Origin of the sequence: Pseudoduganella plicata (assembly GCF_004421005.1) — a bacterium.
Taxonomy (GTDB): Bacteria; Pseudomonadota; Gammaproteobacteria; order Burkholderiales; family Burkholderiaceae_D; genus Rugamonas; species Rugamonas plicata.
This window is the reverse complement of record NZ_CP038026.1, coordinates 2,794,749-2,810,814: the sequence shown is the minus strand read 5'-3', so window position 1 is coordinate 2,810,814 and position 16,066 is coordinate 2,794,749. Positions and strand designations below refer to the sequence as shown.

At 65.2% G+C, this 16,066-nt stretch carries 14 protein-coding genes and 1 pseudogene; 10 read left to right on the top strand and 5 right to left on the bottom strand.

The window, feature by feature from the left end:
* Positions 1-2,061: an RNB domain-containing ribonuclease gene (locus tag E1742_RS12200; RefSeq protein WP_134385135.1), complete on the top strand. Its 2,061-nt coding sequence runs from the start codon at positions 1-3 to the stop codon at positions 2,059-2,061.
* 213 nt (positions 2,062-2,274) lie between these two features.
* Here the strand turns inward: E1742_RS12200 and E1742_RS12195 are convergent, their stop codons facing one another.
* Complete coding sequence (locus E1742_RS12195; protein WP_229466826.1) at positions 2,275-3,699, bottom strand: TonB-dependent receptor; 1,425 nt, start codon at positions 3,697-3,699, stop codon at positions 2,275-2,277.
* A gap of 14 nt (positions 3,700-3,713) precedes the next feature.
* Positions 3,714-4,370, bottom strand: coding sequence for a TonB-dependent receptor plug domain-containing protein (locus E1742_RS26755; RefSeq protein WP_229466824.1), 657 nt, complete (start codon positions 4,368-4,370; stop codon positions 3,714-3,716).
* Between the two features lie 254 nt (positions 4,371-4,624).
* On the opposite strand from E1742_RS26755, the gene E1742_RS12190 reads away from it, so the two are divergent.
* The 4 genes and pseudogenes from E1742_RS12190 (at position 4,625) to corA (ending at position 8,135) form a co-directional block, all read left to right on the top strand.
* Complete coding sequence (locus E1742_RS12190) at positions 4,625-5,476, top strand: energy transducer TonB family protein (protein WP_134385133.1); 852 nt, start codon at positions 4,625-4,627, stop codon at positions 5,474-5,476.
* A 10-nt stretch (positions 5,477-5,486) separates the two neighbouring features.
* Positions 5,487-6,304: pseudogene (gene aroE / locus E1742_RS12185) on the top strand (shikimate dehydrogenase).
* Positions 6,301-7,011 carry a monofunctional biosynthetic peptidoglycan transglycosylase gene (gene mtgA, locus E1742_RS12180; protein WP_134385131.1) on the top strand — a complete coding sequence of 237 codons (711 nt, stop codon included), beginning with the start codon at positions 6,301-6,303 and terminating at the stop codon, positions 7,009-7,011. Before aroE ends, mtgA begins: the two are co-directional and overlap by 4 nt.
* Positions 7,012-7,169: 158 nt before the next feature.
* A complete protein-coding gene (gene corA, locus E1742_RS12175) occupies positions 7,170-8,135 on the top strand; it encodes a magnesium/cobalt transporter CorA (RefSeq protein WP_134385129.1) in 966 nt (321 codons plus the stop codon).
* 33 nt (positions 8,136-8,168) lie between these two features.
* On the opposite strand, the gene E1742_RS12170 is transcribed toward corA, so the two are convergent.
* The 3 genes from E1742_RS12170 to thiD form a co-directional block, all read right to left on the bottom strand.
* Positions 8,169-9,437 carry an Nramp family divalent metal transporter gene (locus E1742_RS12170; RefSeq protein ID WP_134385127.1) on the bottom strand — a complete coding sequence of 423 codons (1,269 nt, stop codon included), beginning with the start codon at positions 9,435-9,437 and terminating at the stop codon, positions 8,169-8,171.
* 201 nt (positions 9,438-9,638) lie between these two features.
* The gene (gene hemL, locus E1742_RS12165) at positions 9,639-10,931 is read right to left on the bottom strand and encodes a glutamate-1-semialdehyde 2,1-aminomutase (protein WP_134385125.1); all 1,293 of its coding nucleotides are present in this window, start codon (positions 10,929-10,931) and stop codon (positions 9,639-9,641) included.
* Complete coding sequence (thiD, locus tag E1742_RS12160) at positions 10,928-11,860, bottom strand: bifunctional hydroxymethylpyrimidine kinase/phosphomethylpyrimidine kinase (RefSeq protein WP_134385123.1); 933 nt, start codon at positions 11,858-11,860, stop codon at positions 10,928-10,930. Before thiD ends, hemL begins: the two co-directional genes overlap by 4 nt.
* Before the next feature lie 107 nt (positions 11,861-11,967).
* Between thiD and E1742_RS12155 the strand changes: the two genes are divergently transcribed.
* From E1742_RS12155 to E1742_RS12135, 5 genes are all read left to right on the top strand, one after another.
* Positions 11,968-12,120, top strand: a complete 153-nt coding sequence (locus E1742_RS12155) for a rubredoxin (RefSeq protein WP_134385121.1) — start codon at positions 11,968-11,970, stop codon at positions 12,118-12,120.
* Between the two features lie 203 nt (positions 12,121-12,323).
* Positions 12,324-12,719, top strand: a complete 396-nt coding sequence (locus tag E1742_RS12150) for a response regulator (protein WP_134385119.1) — start codon at positions 12,324-12,326, stop codon at positions 12,717-12,719.
* 16 nt (positions 12,720-12,735) lie between these two features.
* Positions 12,736-13,098, top strand: coding sequence for a response regulator transcription factor (locus E1742_RS12145; protein ID WP_134385117.1), 363 nt, complete (start codon positions 12,736-12,738; stop codon positions 13,096-13,098).
* Positions 13,099-13,704: a chemotaxis protein CheW gene (locus tag E1742_RS12140; protein WP_134385115.1), complete on the top strand. Its 606-nt coding sequence runs from the start codon at positions 13,099-13,101 to the stop codon at positions 13,702-13,704. It abuts the gene before it with no gap.
* Between the two features lie 170 nt (positions 13,705-13,874).
* On the top strand, positions 13,875-16,061 hold the full coding sequence (locus E1742_RS12135) for a methyl-accepting chemotaxis protein (protein WP_134388142.1): 2,187 nt from the start codon (positions 13,875-13,877) through the stop codon (positions 16,059-16,061).
* Positions 16,062-16,066: the final 5 nt, after the last annotated feature.

Here is a 16,066-nt window from a genome sequence, read left to right as displayed (position 1 = left end):
ATGAATGTCTTTTTTGAAGAATCCGGCGATTTCAAGGTCGGAACCGTGCTTTCCCAGGCTGGCGAGGCCTACCAGGTGGAGCTGGCCAGCGGCAAACGCAGCAAGGTGAAGTCGCGCGACGTGCTGCTGCAGTACGAAAAGCCCGCGCCGGAAGTGCTGCTGGAGCAGGCGAAAGCCGTGGCGGCCGATGTCGATCTCGACTTCCTGTGGGAAGTGGCGGGCGAAGAGGAATTCGGCTTCGCCGACCTGGGCGCCGAATACTTCGGCCACCCGCCGCTGCCGCACGAGGCGGCGGGCCTGATCCTGACCCTGCACTCGGCGCCCATCTATTTTCACAAGAAAGGGCGCGGCCGCTACAAGGCGGCGCCGGAACAGACGCTGAAGGCCGCGCTGGCCGGCATCGAAAAGAAAAAGCAGCAGGCCGTGATCCAGCAGGGCTATGTGGACGAGCTCAAGGCCAATGTGCTTCCCGCGTCGATGCGCAACATCGTCCAGCAGCTGCTCTTCAAGCCGGACAAGAACACCATCGAATACAAGGCACTGGACGCGGCCTGCAACGAGCTGCACACGACGCCGGCGCGCCTGATGCTCGCCGTCGGCGGCGTCGGCTCGGCCAAGGACCTGCACATGGCAAAGTTCCTGTTCGAGAATTTCCCGAAAGGGCACGGCTTCCCGGACGTGGCGGTACCTGCCGCGCCGGCCGGCCTGCCGGTGGCCAACGTCGAGGCGTTCTCCATCGACGACGTGACGACGACGGAAATCGACGACGCGTTTTCCGTGGTGCACCAGCCGGACGGCAAGGTGCGCATCGGCATCCACATCGCCGCACCGGGCCTGGGCATCAAGCCCGACGACGCCATCGACAAGATCGCGCGCGCGCGCATGTCGACCGTGTATATGCCGGGCGACAAGATCACGATGCTGCCCGATTCGATCGTCAACGCGTTCACGCTGGCCGAGGGCAAGACGTGTCCGGCGCTGTCGCTGTATGCAACGCTCGATCCGTCCGACTGGTCCGTCGTCTCGACCGAGACGCGCGCCGAACTCGTCCCGATCGCCAACAACCTGCGCCACAACGAGCTCGATGATGTCGTCAACGAGGAAACGCTGGAGAGCGGAGCGGGCGACTATCCGCGCAAGGCGGAACTGACGCTGCTGTGGGGCTGGGCGCGCCACCTGGAAGCGGGCCGCATGGTCAAGCGCGAGGCGTTCGGACTGAAGCCGGAGCAGAACAACCGCGTCGACTTCAACTTCTATGTCGAGGACGACGTCGTCACGATCTCGCGCCGCAAGCGCGGCGCGCCGCTGGACAAGATCGTGGCCGAGCTGATGATCTTTGCCAACAGCACGTGGGGCAAGCTGATGCACGACCATGGCGTGCCGGGCATCTACCGCAGCCAGGGGCAGGGCGTGGGTGGCTGGAACGCGAAAATGCAGGTGCGCATGGTGACGCACGCGGCGCCGCACCAGGGTCTCGGTGTCGACCAGTACGCGTGGAGCACGTCGCCGCTGCGCCGTTACACGGACCTCGTCAACCAGTGGCAGATCCTGGCCGTGGCCGAGAAGGGCGTCATGGCGCCGCTGGTGGCGCCGTTCAAGCAGAAGGACGCCAACCTGTTCGCCATCGTCTCCGCGTTCGACGCCGCCTACGCGGCTTACGCCGACTTCCAGGCGAACATGGAGCGCTACTGGTGCCTGCGCTGGCTGGGCCAGCACGACGCGAAGCAGGTCGATGCCGTCGTGCTGAAGGACGAAGTGCTGCGCCTGACGGAGATCCCGCTGATCATCCGCCTGCCGGGCATGCCGTCGGTGGCGCGCGGCGCTGCCGTCAAGCTGGACGTGCTGCGCTGGGACGAAGTGGACCTGTCGATCGAAACGCGCCTGCTGGAGGTCGCGACGGATCAGGCCCCGGCTGCCGACGTCGACTTCGACGAGGAAGCCGAAGAAGTGCTGGCCGGCGAGACGGTGCCGGAACTGGTGCCCGACCCGGACCAGCCGGCCGACGAGAAAGCGGAAGTGGCGGAGTTGGCGGACGAAGCGGATCAGCCGCCAGCGAACTGAAAAAAAAACCGGTGACAGGCTCCGGTTAAATAAATGGAGCCTGTCACCGGTTTTATGTGGCGGAGCTGACGAAGCAAAACCCGGGACAGCCCCCTGATTCGAGGGAAGATTGCCAACTTCTGGAAAACCGGTGACAGGCTCCTGTTTGCGTAATCGGAGCCTGTCACCGGTTTTACGTTATCTGGAGCCTGTCACCGGTTTTGACTTGGTCGCTCAGAACCCCAGCGCGTAACCCAGCGTGACGGTGCGGCCGCGTCCCGCAAAATATCGGGCCGGTTCCACCAGCGCGCTTTGCGAGTAGTACGTGATGGTCGACTTGTCGAACAGGTTGGCCACGCCCAGGCGCAGCTCGCCCTTTGCCAGCTTGTAGTTCAGTGACGCGTCGGCCAGCGTATAGCCGGAGAATGCCTTGGCCGGATCGTCGAAGCTCTGGCTGAACGCGTGCTGCACCTGCAGGTACGACGACAGCTTGCCAGTCCAGTTGGCGCTCCACGATGCCAGCACACGGTTCGGCGACACGTTCAGGCCGTCTAGCTTCGCATCCAGGCTGCCGTCGCCATTGCTGTCGTAGCGTCCCCTGGTGTGGGCGTACGACACGCTGGCGCGGTGCGCCGCGTTGAAGCGGTGCGCCAGGCTGGCCTCGAACCCTTCCAGCCGGGTCTTTTCACGCGCCATCATGAAGACGCCGTTGACGGAGACGATGCGCACCCCGAAGTCGGAGTCGGAGCGGTACCAGCTGGCGTCCAATTCCCATGGCCCCTTGCGTACGCGCGTGCCCACTTCCACGCCGTCCGTCAGGATCGGCTCGAGCGTGCGCATATTGGCGATGCTCTGGCCGGGCGTATTGATGGCCCGCAGCGCGCGGCCGATATCGGGCAGGCCGAAGCCTTCCGAATAGTTGGCGTACAGCGTCACGTCCTGCACCGGCGTGAACACCACGCCGGCATTGACCAGCGTTTCGTTGAACTTGATCTTGCCGCCTTCGACGAAGGTATTGTTGTAGGCGGCCAGGGTGCGGTAGCTATCCACTTCGAGTTCAGCGTTCTCGCGCCGCACGCCGCCATGCAAGGTCACCGTGTCCAGCAGTTTGAATTCGCCCTGGGTAAACAGCGACAGGTTGCGATACTTCGACTCCGGCACGAACGTTCGGCCGGTGCCGTACATGTCCTGCTTGCCCTTGTCGAACAGCGTGTCGAAGCCGGCGGTCAGTTTCAGGCGGCCGTTCAGCAGGTCCGCCTTCGTCAGCCCCACCTTGCTGCCGACCTTCGACGCGGTGGAGCGCGACTGGTCGTACAGCGTGCCGCGCGGCGCGATTCGCACGTCCTGGAACGTGGCCGAGTTGTCCGCGCCGAACAGGCCCTCGAACTCCTGGCCGAACACCATCGCGGACAGCTCCATCCCGGCCAGGTCGTAGTGGCTGTAGCTGGCGCTGGCGGTCCACACGTCGTTCCACGCCGGCGTGCCGGGCGGCGTGCCTTCGACCGACGTGGACGGGATGGCCAGCTGGCGGTTGCCCGCCACGCCGACATAGTTCGCCTTGGACTTGATGCGGTAGTGATTGACGGAGAACTGCAGCTTCTGGCGGTCGTCCGGCCGGTAGCCGATCTTGGTCAGGATATCGTCGCTGTGCGAGTCCATCAGGTCGCCCTGCGTCACGTCCACGCCCACCGGGCGGCCGGCGCCGTCCACGTACAGGCCCTGGTCCTCGTAGGACACGGAGAACAGATAGTCCAGCTTGTCGAGCCGGCCGTCCGCACGGTAGGTCGTCTTGTAGCCCAGCGTGGCAGACGTGGCGTCGGTGGTCGGCGCGGTCGCCTGCACGTCGATATGCTGGTTGAACGAGCCCTTGGCCGGGCGACGCGTGATGATGTTGATCGTGCCCCCGTGGCCCCCAGGCCATTGACGGCGTTCGGACCCTGCACGATCTCGATGCGCTCGACCATCGCGTAGTCGATCGTGTGCGCCTCGCGGCCCGTCGGGCGCACGGGATTCGACTGCGGCACGCCGTCGATGAGGATCAGCGGCGTGCGCCCGCGCAGCGTTTCGCCGGAGCCGTTCATCTTGCCCCGGCTGGGGGTGTAGGAGGGCAGCAGGTTGCTCAGCACATCGGAGGAATTGCTGGAGAGCGTCAGCTGCCGTTCGATGGTTTCCTTGTCGATCACGACCACCGTCTGCGGCGCCTTGTCGCGCTCGACGTTCGAGCGCGACGCGGTGACGATCACCTGCTCGGGCGGCGGTTCCTCGGCATGGGCCGGCATGGCCAGGGCAAGAGCGATCGCCGCGAGTAGCGGACGGGGCTGGAAGGGCATTGGCAGCACGAAGCTTCCTCCTGAAGGGAATCGAGACTTGGTCAATTGAGAATGTTTCTCATTATCATTCGCGCATGGCGAGCCTGTCAACGCGGGCCAGCGGCCAGGAATGTTTCCCAAAATCGGGGACTGTCTCCGATTTGGGAAACAATTTCCTGAAAACCCGGGTCTGTCCCGGGTTTTTGGCGGGTAGAATGGCGCATTCTGCCTTGCCCTTGCTGCCTGTGAAGTCTCTTCAAGAAAACCGGTTTCTGATGATTGCCCTTGCCGTCTCGCTGACGGCGCATGCGGCGATGCTTGCGGTGCATTTTGCGGCGCCCAGGGATTTCAAGATCGCGCCGACCGATCCCACGCTGGAAGTCATCCTCGTCAACGCAAAGCACGCGAACAAGCCGCTGAAGGCCGACGCGCTGGCGCAGGCCAATCTGGAAGGCGGCGGCAATGCGGACAAGGGTCGCTCGAAGTCGCCGCTGCCGGACATGCGCCGGATGGAGGATGGCGACAGCATCAAGGCCGCGCAGAAGCGCATCGAGGCGCTGCAGGCCAAGCAGGATGCACTGATGACGCAGGTGAAAAAGACGCCGTATCGGGCCGCGCCCGTCGCCGAGGAAAAGAAGCCGGACCCCGTGCCGAGCGGCGCCGACCTGATCGAGAGCAGCAAGGCCATCGCACGCATGGCGGCCGAAATCACGCAGCGTATCGAGGACGAGAACAAGCGCCCGCGCAGGACCTATATCACGCCCAGCACGCAACAGGTGGGCTATGCGATGTATTACAAGCAGTTCCAGCGCAAGGTGGAGGAAATCGGCACGCTGAATTTCCCGCAGAAGAACGGCCGCAAGCTGTATGGCGAGCTGGTGCTGCAGATTCCCATCTTCCAGGACGGCACCTTATATATGAAGGAAGGCGGCATCAAGGTACAGACCAGTTCCGGCAATCCGGCGCTGGACGAGGCCGCCATGAACATCGTCCGGCGTGCTTCGCCGTTCGGCAAATTCCCGCCCAACATGCTGTCGAGCGACAAGGATGACCTGTGGGTCATCATCACGCGCTTCAAGTTCACCCGCGAACAGCGGCTCGAGGCAGACCTCAACAGCGCCAACTAAGGAACGTACCATGGACCGCTACTGCGTCTTCGGCAACCCCATCGCCCACAGCAAGTCGCCCGATATCCACGCCGCGTTTGCCGCGCAGACGGGCCAGCAGCTGGTCTATGACAAGCGCCTGGCGCCCGTCGACGGATTTGCCGACGCCGTCCGCGCCTTTATCGCCGAGGGGGCAAGGGCGCCAACGTCACCGTGCCCTTCAAACTGGAAGCGCACAAGCTGGCAGGGGCGCTGACGATCCGCGCCCAGGCGGCCGGTGCCGTCAACACGCTGCTGTTCGACGAGCACGGCATTACGGGCGACAACACGGATGGCGCCGGCCTGGTGGCCGACATCACGCACAACGCCGGCGTGGCGATCACGGGCAAAAGAGTGCTGCTGCTCGGGGCAGGCGGGGCCGCCCGCGGCGCGGTACTGCCGCTGCTGGAACACCGCCCGCAAGCGCTGCATATCGCCAACCGCACGGTGGCCACGGCCGAAGCGCTGGTGCAGCAGTTTGCCGCGCTGGGCGGCGCGGACGTCCTGTCGGCGGGCGGGTTTGCCGACATCGCCGGCGACTTCGATATCGTCATTAACGCAACATCGGCCAGCCTGCAGGCGGCGCTGCCGCCGTTCCCGCCGTCGGTTTTCCACCCGGGAACGTTGGCTTTGGATATGATGTACGGCAAGGAGCCGACCGTGTTCCTGCGCTTTGCCGAGGCGGAAGGCGCCGTGCCGCGTGACGGCCTGGGCATGCTGGTCGAACAGGCCGCGGAAGCGTTCCTGGGCTGGCGCGGCGTGCGTCCGGACACGGCGGCGGTTTTGCAATCCATGCGTCAAAAACTATGACAACAACAAAACGACCGGGCCGCTGGGCCTGGGTCAAATGGCTGTTTATTCTACCGATCGCGATTTTTCTGGCCGTGCAGGCCTATTTTTTCGTCCAGATCTGGTGGTGGGTCGACCATAATCCGACGATGACGGCCTTCATGCGCCAGCAGCAGTCGGCCATGCGCGAGAAGGATCCGAACGCCACCATCCGCCAGCAGTGGGTGCCGTACGAACGCATCTCGAAAAACCTGAAGCGGGCCATCATCGCCTCCGAAGATGCCAATTTTTCCGAGCATGACGGCGTCGACTGGGACGCGCTGGAAAAGGCGTTCGAGCGCAACGACAAACGGGGCAGGATCACGCACGGCGGCTCCACCATCACGCAGCAGCTGGCGAAAAACCTGTTCCTGTCCGGCTCGCGCAGCTATGTGCGCAAGGGCCAGGAACTGATCATCACATATATGCTGGAAGCGCTGATGGACAAGCAGCGCATTTTCGAGATCTACCTGAACGTGGTGGAATTCGGCCGCGGCATTTATGGCGCCGAGGCGGCCGCGCGCTATTACTACCGCATCCCTGCCGCCAGACTGGGCGCGGCGCAGGCGGCGAAACTGGCGGTCATGCTGCCCAACCCCCGCTATTACGATGCCCACCGCAACACCAGCTATCTGAAGCGGCGTACCGGCATCATCCTGCAACGCATGGGTTCGGCCGAACTGCCATGAAACGCCGGGGCGGCTGCGTGGCCCCGCGGGCGATTTTCTGAGCCACAGGAACAAAAAGTAGCCGGGCGGTATGGTCTGACGCCAGCCTTGCGGGTACACTTGCGCTGTTTTGATTTTTGCGCCTTGCGCGCCTGATCCACCCGGCTGAGAGTGTGCCTATGATCAACGTATTCGTTTTACAAAATGGCCGGCTCAACCAGGTGCCCATCGAGACGCGCGAAGACCTTGAAAAAGTGGCGCCGGTCTGGGTCGACCTGACGGACCCGAACGACGACGAGCGCGCCTGGGTCAAGACAATGTACGGCGTGATCCTGCCGGGCGAGGACGAAGTCAAGGACATCGAGGCCTCCGCCCGCTATTACGAGGCGGAGAACGGCGACCTGCACCTGCGCACGGACTTCCTGCTGGAAGAAGACGACGGCCCGTCCCGCATCGTGACCGTCGCCTTTATCCTGGCCAAGAAAATGCTGTTTTCCGTCCATACGGACGACCTGCCCGTGTTCCGCCTGGTGCGCATGCGCGCACGCTCGCGTCCCGGCTCGATCGCCGATTATATGGACGTCCTGCTGGATTTATACGCGACGGACGCCGAGTATTCCGCCGACGCGCTCGAAGGCATCTACCAGAACCTGGAAGAAGTGTCGGGCCGCGTACTGCAGGAAGAGTTCACCGACAAGGACGCGGCCGATGCGCTGTCCGCCATCGCCCACGAGGAAGACCTGAACGGCCGCATCCGCCGCAACATGATGGACACGCGCCGCGCGGTCAGTTTCCTGATGCGGGGGCGCCTCCTGAATTCCGAGCAGTTCGAGGAAGCGCGCCAGATCCTGCGCGATATCGAATCGCTGGACGGCCACACATCGTTCCTGTTCGATAAGATCAACTTCCTGATGGACGCCACCGTCGGCTTCATCAACATCAACCAGAACAAGATCATCAAGATCTTCTCGGTGGCCAGCGTGGCATTCCTGCCGCCGACCTTGATCGCCAGCGTCTACGGCATGAACTTCAAGCTGTTGCCGGAACTGAACTGGACATACGGCTATCCGTGGTCGCTCGGCCTGATGATCACCAGCGCCATCGCACCCTTCCTGTATTTCCGCCACCGGGGCTGGCTGAAATAATACCGGGGCAGGCCGCGCGGCCTGCCCCGACGTTCAATTGGTGGCAAACATCGCCATCACCGCCACGGCCATCACGGCCACGCCAAGCCAGCCGAAGAACGTATGCCGCCGCGACAGCGTGAAGCGGCCCATCACGGCCGGGTTATGCGCCATCAGCATCATGACGATCATGATCGGCACGGCAATGACGCCATTGATCTGTGCGGACCAGATCAGCGCCTTGATCGGATCGATGGGCGCGAAATTGAGCGCCATGCCGCCGATCGTCGCCAGCGAGATGATGCCGTAGAACTCGCGCGCTTCCAGCACCTTCAGGTCCAGCCCATTGGTCCAGCGAAAGCTCTCCGTGACGGCATAGGCGGCCGAGCCGGCCAGCACGGGAATGGCCAGCATGCCCGTGCCGATGATCCCCAGCGCGAAAATGACAAAGGCGAATTCACCGGCAATCGGGCGCAGTGCCTCCGCTGCCTGGGCCGAGCTTTGAATATCCGTGATGCCGTGCACGCCCAGTGTCGCGGCGGCCGTCAGGATAATGAAGAACGCGACCAGGTTGGAAAACGCCATGCCGATGAACGTATCCAGCTTGATGCGGCGCAGGTGCCGCGCGGCCGCTTCCGGCGCACGGCGCAATGACTGGGTGCGGCTGTCGCGCAGTTCCTCGACTTCCTGCGACGCCTGCCAGAAGAACAGGTAAGGCGAAATGGTGGTGCCGAAAATGGCGACGATCAGGCCGACCGATGCCCGGTCCCAGGTGAAATGAGGCATCAGCGTCGCCACCGCCACGTCGCGCCACGGCATCTGCACGGCGAACACGGTGCCGACATAGGCCAGCAATCCCAGTGTCAGCCATTTCAGGTAGCGCACATAGACGCGATACGGCAGGAACACCTGCAAAGTCAGGCACAGGAAGCCGCAAGCCAGCGAATACAGGTGGGCCGAGCCGAAGCCCGTCACGAGGCGCAGGGCTTCGCCCATCGCGGCCACGTCCGCGGCGATATTGACGATGTTCGCCACCAGCAGCAGCAACACGATGAAGTACAGCAGCGCCGGCGAATAGGCGCGGCGGATATTGGCGGCCAGCCCGCGACCCGTGACCAGGCCGATGCGCGCCGACACGAGCTGGATGCCCACCATCAGCGGATACGTCAGCACGAGCGTCCAAAGCATGTTGAAGCCAAACTGCGCGCCCGCCTGCGAATAGGTGGCGATGCCGGAAGGGTCGTCGTCGGCGGCGCCGGTGATGAGGCCGGGGCCGAGGGCCTTGACGGTGTCGTTGTCGGTGAGTTTCTGCAGCAGTTTCATGGTCGGCTCGTACAGGGTACAGGGGCGCACGGCGCCGACGTGAAGGGACGGCGCGCGTCAGCGCGAAGTGGCAGGGGGTGGTTTCATATGGGAACGGAGTGTATCAGCGCCGACACGTGAGCAACGTGTCAAAGCTGTTACAAATGAGGAATGCGCGGCAGGATTAAGCCGGCTCTAAGCGAGCCGGCTTGCGGAGCAGGATCAGGCAGCCTTCAGCGCACGGAATACGCGGCGGGCCGCTTCGACCGTTTCGTCGATGACGGCATCGTCGTGCGCGGCGGAGACGAACCCCGCCTCGAACGCGGCCGGCGCGAAGTACACGCCTTCGTCCAGCATCGCATGGAAGAAGGTGTTGAAGCGGGCGCGGTCGCCGGCCATCATTTCGGCGTAGTTGCGCGGTGGCTGCTCGCTGAAGTACAGGCCGAACATGCCGCCCTCGTAGTCCGCGCAGAAGGCGATGCCTTCCTCGAACGCCACGTCCGTCAGGCCTTCGGTCAGGCGCTTGGCGCTGGCCGTCAGCTTCTCGTAGAAGCCCGGTTGCTGGATCAGTTTGAGCGTCGTCATGCCGGCGGCAACGGCGATCGGGTTGCCCGACAGCGTGCCGGCCTGGTAGACGGCGCCCAGCGGCGCCATGTGATTCATCAGTTCCGCGCTGCCGCCGAAGGCCGCCACGGGCAGCCCGCCGCCGATGACCTTGCCCAGCGCCGTCAGGTCCGGCAGGATGCCGTACAGCGCCTGCGCGCCGCCCAGGCCCACGCGGAAGCCACACATCACTTCATCGAAGATCAGCAGGGCGCCGTGCTGCGTGCACAGCTCGCGCAGGGCCTGCAGGAACTCGGGCGACGCCTTGATCAGGTTCATGTTGCCGGCCACCGGCTCGACGATGACGCAGGCGATCTCGCTGCCGAAGTTGCCGAAGGCTTCCTCGATCTGCGCCACGTCGTTGTAGTCCAGGACCAGCGTGTGCTTGACGAAGTCCTCCGGCACGCCGGCCGACGTGGGATTGCCGAACGTGAGCAGGCCACTGCCAGCCTTCACCAGCAGGGAGTCGGCGTGGCCGTGGTAGCAGCCTTCGAACTTGACGATCTTGTCGCGGCCCGTGGCGCCGCGGGCCAGGCGCAACGCGCTCATGGTCGCTTCCGTGCCGGAGGAGACCAGGCGTACCTGCTCGATGGACGGCACCAGGCGGCAGATTTCCTCGGCCATCAGCACTTCGGCTTCCGTCGGCGCGCCGAATGACAGGCCGCGCGTGGCGGCATCCTGGACGGCCTGCACCACTTCGGGATGGGCGTGGCCGACGATGGCCGGTCCCCACGAGCCGATGTAATCGATATAGCGTTTGCCGTCGGCGTCCCAGAAATACGGGCCTTCGGCACGAGTGATGAAGCGCGGCGTGCCGCCCACGGAGCGGAACGCGCGCACCGGCGAGTTGACGCCGCCGGGCGTGGTCTTCTGGGCGCGTTCGAACAGCGTGTCGTTCTTTGAAGTCGTCATTGCTTGGTCCTGTTGGTCCTGTTGGTGCGATCTGTGCTGCTGCTTCTGCGCGCCGGTGGCGCCAGGTGCGCGGCCGTTGCCGGGTTCAGATTTCCGGCCGGCGCGTGCAGCGCGTAAAAGTGCGCCGGCACCAGCCGGCCCATGCCGTAGCGGCGCGCGTGCAGCAGCGTATTGTGGGTGTATTGCTGCGCCAGCTGGACGGCGCGCGGCGCGTCGATCCCCTGCGCCATGTAGGCCGCAATCGCCCCCGACAGCGTGCAGCCGGCGCCGATGAACGGGCCGGCCAGGTGTTGCCAGCGGTCGTGCCGGACGATGCCGCCGTCGCCGTACAGCGTGTTGGCGCGCAGGCCCGATTCGGCACGCGAGGTGCCCGCCGGCGTGCCCGTCACGAGCACGTATTCGCAGCCAAGGTCGATCAGGTGCTGGGCGTCGTCGGCCATCGTTTCGCCGTTGGCCAGGTCGCGCCACGTTTCGGCGATATGGCCCAGCTCCACCTGCGACAGCATCAGCAGGGTGGCCTGCGGCACGAGCAGCTGGCGCAGTACCGTCAGCAGTTCCTCGAAGTCCGTCTCCTCGGCCAGCGCGGGCAGCTGCGAACCGAACGGATCGAGGATCAGCGGCGCGTCGGGATAGTCGGACACCACTTCGGCGATCGACGAGATGTGTTCCATATGGTCCAGGGCACCGATCTTGAACGCGGCCACCTGGGCGTCTTCGAGCACGACTCTGGCCTGGTCGGAAACCCAGTCCGGCTCCACGTGCTGCTGGTCTTCGACCCTGGCGCTGTCGCCGATCAGCAGCGCCGTCGTTACCGACAGGCCCTGGCAGCCCAGCGCCGCGAATACGCCGAGGTCGGCATGCACGCCCACCGCGCCGATCGGGTCGGCCACACCGAAGGTCAGTATGAGAGGAGAAGTTTGGTTTTGCACGGCCAGTAGATTAAGATACCCGATTCGGCATTTTACTTTATTGAGGGTGGCAGAACGTGAGCAGCAATAACAATGAAAGTGGCGCGGCACAGGAATTCAAAAGCTGGATGTGTCTTATTTGCGGCTGGATCTACGACGAAGAAGCAGGCTTGCCGGACGAGGGCATCGCGCCCGGCACGCGCTGGGACGACGTGCCGATGAACTGGACGTGTCCCGAGTGCGGCGCCCGCAAGGACGACTTCGAGATGGTGGCGATCTGACGCCGATGGCCGCCGTGCACGGCGGCCACCGCTGCGCTGTCCGCGCTTTTGCCAGAGCAAGCGCCTTTCACGTGTTATCTTTCCGGTCTGAATATTGGTCATACCGCTAGTATAAAAAACCTGTCCGCCATGGGGCGCACCCCTGTGCTATCGTACGCCTCAGATGCCATTTACGGGGGAGCATCGGGTCACGACGGACGGATATGACGACAACGCCGCAAGCGACAGGTATGAAAATCATGGTGATCGACGACAGCAGTACCATCCGCCGGTCCGCCGAGATTTTCCTCAGCCAGGCCGGCTACCAGGTCGTGCTGGCCGAAGACGGCTTTGACGCGCTTGCCAAGATCAACGACCACCATCCGGCCCTGATCTTCTGCGACATCCTGATGCCCCGGCTGGACGGTTACCAGACCTGCGCGCTGATCAAGAAGAGTGCGAAATTCCATGCCGTTCCGGTGCTGATGCTGTCCTCCCGGGACGGCCTGTTCGACCGCGCGCGCGGCGCCATGGTCGGCTCGTCGGCCTATCTGACCAAACCCTTCAGCAAAGACAGCCTGCTGGCCGCCGTGCGCGAGCACACCGGCCCGGGCCAATAAGACCAGCGAGGCAAGCATGGCCAAGAAAATACTCATCGTCGACGATTCGCCCACCGAGCGCTATTACCTGACCGATATCCTGGAAAAGAACGGCTACGAGGTGGCGACGGCGGAAAGCGGCGAGGAAGCGCTGACGCGCATCCGTGTCGAGAAACCCCAGCTGATCCTGATGGATGTCGTAATGCCCGGCGCGAACGGCTTCCAGGTAACGCGCTCGATTGCGCGCGATCCGGCGCTGCAGGATGTCCCCGTCATCATCTGCTCCAGCAAGAACCAGGAAACCGACAAGATCTGGGGCCTGCGCCAGGGCGCCAAGGACTATCTCGTCAAGCCCGTGGACGCGGCCGAGCTGCTGGCCAAGATCGCGGCACTGGTCTAGATGACGGGCGACGCGGACGAGACGCTGGCCGGCGGCGCGGACCTGCCGGACCATGCGGACGACAGCGACAGCGACGGCGGCGAGGCGGGCGGCGAACGCCGCAGCCGCCTGCGCCAGTACCAGGTGCAACTGCTGGAACGCATGCAGGCTGCGCAGGGCGAGGCCGTGGCCGTCGGGCGCGAACTGGGGGTGTTGATCGGCCAACGCCACTACCTGCTCGACCTGACGCAGGTGGGCGAGATCGTGTCGCACCAGGCCATTGCCACCGTTCCGCTGACGTGCGACTGGTATCTGGGCCTGGCCAATATCCGCGGCAACCTGACCGGCATTGTCGACCTGGCGCGTTACCGCGACGAAGCGGCGACGCCACCGGGACCGGAGGCGCGCATCGTCACGTTCGCGCCCGCACTGGGCTTGCCGTGCGCGCTGCTGGTCGCCCGCGTGCTCGGGCTGCGCAAGCTGGCCGACATGACGGAGGTACCGATGGACAGCGCGGCACCGGGCTGGCAGGCGCAGTCCTTTACCGACAGCGCCGGCCAAGCCTGGCAGCGCCTCGACCTGGCCCTGCTCGTACGCGAACCGCGTTTCCTGCACGTGGGCCGGTAGCCGGCCAACCACCACGGGTGAGAGGGGTTTTAATGGCTTTCAGGATTTTCTCGCGGGCGGGCCGGCAGCAGCAGGATCGGCAGCAGCAGGATCGGCAGCAAAAGCGCAGCGGCCCGGACCCGGAACTCGGCACGTACGGCGACTCCCAGTTTGCCCGGCCTGCGGGCGCAATGTCGTCCCGAGACTCGGAAGCGCCGCTGCGCCTGCGCGATGCCTTGCGCCGCCGCGGTGCCTCGGCCGACGCCGCGGCCGACACGGGCATGGGCTTGCGCCTGCCGCTGATCGGCCACCTGCCGCCCGCGCGTCAGCTCAGTTACCTCGTCAGCACGCTGGCCGTCAGTCTGGCGCTGTCGGCCGCCCTGGTCGCGCTCAATGTCCGTTACGGCGCGGCCCGCGCGCTCGGCACGCAGCTGGCCGGCGACGCGCTGATGCATTCGCAGCGTATCGGCAAGGCGGCGCCGAACGCGGTGCAGGGCAACGCGGAAGCTTTTCGCCAGCTCGACGAAAGCCGGCGCGAGCTGGCCAACGATCTGGCGCTGATGGCCGGCGGCGGCACGTACCAGGGCAGCCACGTGAGCGCCGCCAGCGGCGAGCTGCGCGCGGCCGTCTCGCGGGCGCGGGCGCAATGGGCCGCCACCGGCAAGGCGGCCGATACGATCCTGCGCCAGCGCGGCGCGCTGGCCGGAGTCGACAAGACGCTGCAGCTGATGAACGAGGCGTCCCCGCGGCTGCTGGCGCTGACGGAGGAGATCGCCGCGGCCCGGTTGCAGCGTGGCGCCGGGGCGCGCGAGATGGCGGCGCTGGGCCGCCTGATGATGCTGACGCAGCGCATGAGCCGCGGCGCCGGCGAGTTCCTGACGGCCGGGAACCTGGCGTCGGAAACGGCGTTCCAGCTGGGGCGCGACGTGACGATCTTTCGCATCACGCTCGAGGGGCTGCTGAACGGCAGTGCGAGCCTCGGCTTGCCGGCCACGCGCGATCCGGCGCAGCGCGAGCGCCTGCAGGCGCTGCGCGCGCAGTTCGAGCCGTATCAGGCGCAGACCGATGCCATCCTGACGCGGCTGGACAAGTTCGCGGCCGCGAAAAACGCCGAGCGGCTGATCTTCGCGCAGAACGAAAACCTGCGCCGGAACCTGACGGCGCTGCTGGACGCATACCGCCGCCAGCAGGAAGCGCTGGGCTGGCCGTTCTGGTTCATGGTGGCCGCCGGATTGGCGAGCTTGCTGACGGGCGCCGCCATCGGCCGCGTTCTTCTGCAGGACTCATACAGCCGCACGCGCGGCGCGGAACGGCGTCGCCAGGAAGCGGAGGAGATGCGCCGGCTGGCACAGCAGCATGAAGAGGAGGCCCGCGCCGCCAATGCGCAGACCCAGGCGGCGATCCTGCGCCTGATGAACGAGCTGCAGAAAGTGGCGGACGGCGACCTGACGGTACAGGCCACCGTCTCGGAAGACATCACGGGCGCGATCGCCGACTCCGTCAACTACACGGTCGAGGAATTGCGCGGCCTGGTCGGGCGTGTGACGGTGACGGCCGAACACGTGACGGAGGCGTCCACCCACGCCCAGGGCATCTCCAGCGAACTGCTGAACGCATCGCAGCAGCAGGCCCGCGAGATCCGGGACGCCAGCGCCACCGTGGTGCGCATGGCGGAAGAAATCACGGAGGTGTCGCGTTCGGCCAGCGAGTCGGCGGACGTGGCGCGCCAGTCCGTCGCCGCCGCGCGGCAGGGGGCCGACGCCGTGCAGGACGCGATCGCCGGCATGCATGAAATCCGCGAGCAGATCCAGGAAACATCGAAGCGCATCAAGCGCCTGGGCGAATCGTCGCAGGAAATCGGCGAGATCACGGAACTGATCACGGACATCACGGAACAGACCAACGTGCTGGCATTGAACGCGGCCATCCAGGCCGCGTCGGCCGGCGAGGCGGGGCGCGGCTTTTCCGTCGTGGCCGAAGAGGTGCAGCGGCTGGCCGAACGGTCCGCCGAGGCGGCCAAGCAGATCGGCGCGCTGGTGCGCGCCATCCAGGCCGATACGCACGACGCGGTCGCCGCCATGGAAAAATCCACGCAGGGCGTGGTCGAGGGCGCGCGCCTGTCCGACGCGGCCGGCACTGCCCTGGCAGACATCTCGCACGTATCGAACCGGCTGGCGGAGCTGATCCAGGGCATGGCCCAGGCCACCGGCACGCAGGCCACGTCGGCCACCGACGTGGCCTGCAACATCCAGCATATTCTGCAGGTGACGGAACAGACCAAGGAAGGCACGCAGCACACGGCGCAGTCGGTACACCGGCTGTCGGTGCTGGCGCAGGAGTTGAAAAACTCCGTGTCGCGGTTCCGCATCGTATCTTGAACAAG